The sequence below is a fragment of the Streptomyces sp. NPDC001135 genome, from assembly GCF_053598395.1.
Genome location: NZ_JBSFKD010000078.1, coordinates 1,287 through 4,913 on the forward strand (window position 1 = coordinate 1,287; position 3,627 = coordinate 4,913).

Consider the following 3,627-nt stretch of genomic DNA (forward strand, 5'->3'; position numbering starts at 1 on the left):
GTGCCGAAGGCCGAGATCAGCGCCTGGATCTCCTGGTTCTGCAGGATCTTGTCGATCCTGGCCTTCTCCACGTTCAGGATCTTGCCGCGGATCCGTGTTCTAGGCCGGCACGGTCCAGAATCCGGAGTCGGCGGCCGGCGGGGGCTTGGGGGCCCAGGTGCTGTGATCCGCCCCGGGGCTCCAGTCCGGTACATTCCCGCCGAAATAGATGACGAACGCCCAGTAGCGCTCTTCCTCGTGGAGGACGAGGCTGTCCTCGTCCGACAGGTCCTGCTGGTGCCACTGCTCATTGATCCGGGCCACGGCCTCCGCACGCGAGATCCCGAATTCCGAGACCATCTCGTCCGCGATGTCGTCGAGGAGCTCCAGCGTCTCGGGCGAGGTGGGCATGGTGAACGTAGTACTCATGGTTGGCTCTCTTGCTTGGATCTCACTGAAGCGCCCGGTCGAGCAGGGACCCGGTGTCGCCGAAGAAGACGACCTGGTCGCCGCTCCACCGGGGAACCGCGCCCTTCTTCATGAACGCCTTCACGTTTCTGAGCATGGGTCCGTCGACGACATCGTACTTGGGCACTTCGGTCCCGTCCCCGGCACGGAAGTGGCGCACGAAATCGGACAGTTCCGGGTCGTTCTCGGTGAAAGACCTGCGGTTCAGCGCCTCGAATTCATGCGCCGGCACCTTGAAGTGGAGCACCACTCCGTCGTCGCCGAACCGCATCCGGGCCCACTCCTCGGCCTGTTGCCGACTGCGCGTCGTGTAGAACCCGTTGCCGAAGTCCATCGGGCGCGGCGCGAAGCTCGGGTCGATGCCGTGGGTCCGGATGCTGCGCTCCCCGGCCCTGTTCGTGGCGTGGTAGAGGTGCACGCACGGCGTCAGTCCCAGCGGGTCGGACCAGGTCTGCGGATTGGTGACGTAGGCGAGAGGGTTCGGGGCGGGGGTGAGACCGAGCGGATCGGGGCTGGTGTACCGGGCGGTCTCGGGATCGTAGTGGCGGAAGTAGTTGTAGTGGAGGCCGGTCTCGGAGTCGGCGTACTGGCCGGGATGCCGCAGCGGGGTGTAGGCGGTGGCATCGGAGTTGTAGGCCGTCGTGCCCCAGACGGTGCTGCGGCTGCGCCAGGCGAGGGTGCCCCGCTCGTCGACGAGTTCCGTCGGCGCGCCCACGAGGTCGGTGACGATGGCGAAGAACCTGGCGTCGACCCGGTCCTGGTCCACGGCCCGGCGCTCGTACTGTGCCAGCGGTCGGTGGCCGTCGTACTCCCAGGTGAGGACGGCGCCACCGCCGTGCTGACGTTCCTCGGCGAGACGGCTGCCGTCCCAGCTGAAGCACGTCTCGTCGATCCGGGTGACCCCGTCGTCGGCGAGGCGGTACTTGGCGGTGCGCCGGCCCAGGGCGTCGTAGCTGTAGTGCCAGGTGACTCCGTCGGGTGTGGTGCAGGTGGTGAGGCGGTCCTCGGCGTTCCACGTGTACCGCCAGACGTCCGCCGGGCGTGACAGGCGCTTCTTGCGGCGTTCGACGAGCCGGCCGGCCGCGTCGTAGCGGTAGGTGACGCGGCCCGCGGTCAGCACGCGGGTGCCGTCGAAGGTCCGCTCCCCGGCGGAGTCGGCGTCGACGGGCGTGCCGGCCCACGCGGCGTGGGTCTGGTTGCCTGCGGCGTCGTACGTGTACGTCTCCGACGCGCGGGGACCGGTGGCGGCCAGCGGACGGCCGATCGGGTCCAGCTCGTAGTGGACGGCCCGGCCGGTGGCACGGTCCGTGACGGAGACCGGCTGGCCGTCCGCCCGGTAGCCGAACTCCCGGCGGCGCAGCGGCCCGTGGCCGGTGCTGAGGGTGTGACTCGCCAGACGCCCGAGGGAGTCCCATCCCGAATCGAGTGCCACATGGTCGCCGAGTGTGCGGCGGATCTCCCGGCCCAGTGGGTCGTGGTCGAAGGCCAGACGGTGGTCGCCGTCCAGACGCAGTCCGCTCCGGTTGCCGAACTCGTCCCAGACGGTCTCGGTGGCCGCGCCGGTCGGGGTGACGCGGCCGGTGCGGCGCCCGAGGGCGTCGTAGCGATAGTGCGTGGTGCGGCCGTCCACGGTCTCGGCCGTCATACGGCCCGCGGCGTCATAGACGCGGGTGAGGCGCGAGGAGGCGGAGACGGCCTCGGTCAGCCGGCCGGCGGCGTCGTAGGCGTACTCGGTGCGCTCCCCGCTGACGTCCTTGGCGACGAGACGTCCGGCCGAGTCGTAGGCGTAGGTGATGGTCTCGCCCGCGGCGTTCGTGCGCGCGACGGGCTGCCCGGCCGCGTCATAGGAATAGCGGGTGGTACGGCCGTCGAAGTCGGTCTGCGCGGCCAGCCGTCCGGCCGCGTCGTAGGTGTAACTCCACTGCAGTCCCAGGGGGTTGGTGACCTCGGTCAGCCGCTGCTCGGTGTCGTACCGGAACCGGTGCTCGGCGCCGTCGGGGGTGAGCTGAGCGGCGAGCAGGTCGAAGGGACCGTGACGCAGCCGCGTGCGATGTCCGAGCGGATCGGTGTGGCCGGTGCAACTCCCTTCGCCGTCGTACGTCCAGGACTCGCTGGTGCCGTCCGGGGAGTCGCGGCGCAGCAGGCGGCCCTCGGCGTCCCACACCAGGGTGGTCGTCGCCCCGAGCGGATCGGTGACGGCGATGGTGCGCCCGTACGCGTCCCGCCGGTACGTGGTGCGGGTGCCGTGTGCGTCCTCCAGGGCGAGCGGCAGCCCGGCGGCATCGGCGTCGACGCGAAGCGTGTCACCGAGCGGGTTGACGACGCCGGCGACCGCGCCGGTCGGGTGGTGGGTGAAGCGGTGGACCGCGCCGTCGGGTGCGGTGCGGCTGGTGCAGTTGCCGCGCTCGTCGAACGTCTGCAGTTGTGTGGCGCCCTGGGGGTCCGTGATGCGGACGGGCAGGTGCAGGTCGTTGTAGGTGACGCGGCTTGCCGTGCCGTCCGGAGTGGTGACGGAGACGAGGTCACCGGCGGCATCCCATTCCCAGCGGGTGGTACGGCCCAGGGGGTCGGTGCGGGTGAGGAGGTGGTCCCGGTCGTCCCAGGTCTGGGTGGTGGTGTTCCCGAGCGGGTCGGTGATGGCGACGATCTGCCCGCGCCGGTTGGCGCGGTAGGTCGTGGCGTGGCCGAGAGAGTCGGTGTACGTCACGGTCGTGGTGCCGTCGGCGTCCGGATCACCGTATGCGATACGGGAGTTGAGGATGCCCTCGCTGCCGTGCGTCTCCACGACCCGGCCCTGCACGTCGTAGACGTAGGTGAAGACGGTGTCGTTGCTGTCGCGCCAGCCGGTGATGCGGTGGGCGGAGTCGTAGGTGAAGCGGGTGGGCGCATCGGCGGCGTTGCGGACCTCGGTCAGGTTCCCCGACTCGTCGTGGAGGAAGCCGCGCAGACGGACGGGGCCGTCCTCGGTGACCGCGTACAGGCCGGTGATGCGGGGGCCGCCCTGGGCCGTGCCGACCCGGATGCGGTAGCCGCCGGAGTGGGTGACCTCCAGCAGGGTGTCGTCCGCGTCGCGTTCGAGGGTGACGTGGTTGTGGTTGCGGTCCTCGACCCTGGTCAGCCACCACACGCCCGCGGTGGCTGCGGCGGGTTCGAAGTGCCGGGTCACACCGGTGTACGGGT

General features: G+C 70.4%; 2 protein-coding genes. Both read right to left on the reverse strand.

Annotation, left to right across the window (positions count from 1 at the left end; genetic code table 11):
• Window positions 1–99: 99 nt before the first annotated feature.
• Window positions 100–408, reverse strand: a complete 309-nt coding sequence (locus ACWC94_RS42190) for a hypothetical protein (protein WP_450803077.1) — start codon at window positions 406–408, stop codon at window positions 100–102.
• A gap of 22 nt (window positions 409–430) precedes the next feature.
• Window positions 431–3,627 (reverse strand): RHS repeat-associated core domain-containing protein (locus ACWC94_RS42195; protein ID WP_450803079.1); only part of this gene is annotated, 3,197 nt, incomplete at its 5' end.

Coding starts and splice junctions, on each gene's coding strand:
- ACWC94_RS42190 (WP_450803077.1), bottom strand. CDS start 408: ATGAGTACTACGTTCACCATGCCCACCTCGCCCGAGACGCTGGAGCTC.